The 1,326-nt window shown below is 68.8% G+C and carries 1 pseudogene; it reads left to right on the top strand.

Going from position 1 to position 1,326, the window contains the following annotated elements:
* Positions 1-68 precede the first annotated feature (68 nt).
* Positions 69-1,274 (top strand): annotated as a pseudogene (locus tag GWK61_RS54615) (ISAzo13 family transposase); the annotation flags it as partial.
* Between the last annotated feature and the right edge of the window lie 52 nt (positions 1,275-1,326).

Below are 1,326 nucleotides of genomic sequence, written 5' to 3'. Positions count from 1 at the left end.
AGGGCTCGCGTGAGAACTACGCGGTGGTGTCCGAGAGATCCCCTGCCGGTTTGTGATAGGCCCGCAGGGTGCTGACTGAGGATGAGATCGCGTCGCGGTTCGCTAGGATCCGGCCGTTCCTGGACGAGCGGCAGCGTCGGCTGTGGCTGGGGGCCGAGGCCGCCGAGCTGGGGAGATCCGGTGTGGCGGTGGTGGCGCGGGCCACCGGGGCGGACCCGAAGACTGTGCGGCGGGGCCGGGATGAGCTGGAGGCCGGGGTCGTTCCGGACGGCCGGGTGCGGGGGCCCGGCGGCGGCCGGCCCTCGGTGGTCGATCTCGATGCCGGGCTGTTGCCGGCGCTGCGCGAGCTGGTCGATCCGGAGACCCGGGGGGATCCGATGTCGCCGCTGTGCTGGACGACGAAATCGACCGCGCACCTGGCCGGGGCGTTGTCCGAGGATGGGCATCCGATAGCGGCGCGGACGGTGGCCGGGCTGCTCAAAGACGAGGGCTACTCGCTGCGGGGCAACGTCAAGACGGTCGAGGGCAAGCAGCATCCTGACCGTGACGCCCAGTTCCGGTACATCAACGCCCAGGTGCTGGCCTTCGCCGCGTCCGGGGATCCGGCGATCAGCGTGGACTGCAAGAAGAAGGAGCTGGTCGGGAACTTCGCCAACGGCGGCGCCGAGTGGGTCCCGGCCGGGCGGCCGGAGCGGGTCAGCGTGCACGACTTCCCGGACCGGGTACTGGGCAAGGCGGTGCCGTACGGGGTCTACGACCTGGCGGCGAACAGCGGCTGGGTGAACGTGGGCATCGGTGCGGACACCGGGGCGTTCGCGGTCGCCTCGATCCGTGGCTGGTGGGACCAGGTCGGGCGGGCTGCCTACCCTGGGTCCCGGCGTCTGCTGATCACCGCCGATTCCGGCGGGTCCAACGGCTCCCGGCTGCGGTTGTGGAAGACCGAGCTGGCCGTCCTGGCCGCCGAGACCGGCCTGGAGGTCACGGTCGTGCACCTGCCGCCGGGAACATCGAAGTGGAATCGCATCGAGCATCGACTGTTCTCGGCGATCACTGTGAACTGGCGGGGCCGGCCGCTGACCTCCTACGAAGTCATCGTCGAGACGATCGGCACGGTCACCACCAAGACCGGCCTGACCGTCGAGGCCAGGCTCGATCTGGGCAGCTACCCCAAAGGCATCAAGATCAGCGACAAGGACATGAAGACCTTCGAGAAAACCCTGCTCAACCGCCATGTCTTCCATCCCGACTGGAACTACACAGTCCTCACGACACCGCGCACCGACACGACACACCCGAACTGAGGGAAGTTGTTTCTGCGTGGGCCCT

This window comes from Catenulispora rubra, from assembly GCF_015356825.1.
Classification (GTDB): Bacteria; Actinomycetota; Actinomycetes; order Streptomycetales; family Catenulisporaceae; genus Catenulispora; species Catenulispora rubra.
Note: the sequence above shows the minus strand (reverse complement) of the source record. Positions and strands in the feature narration are given on the sequence as shown.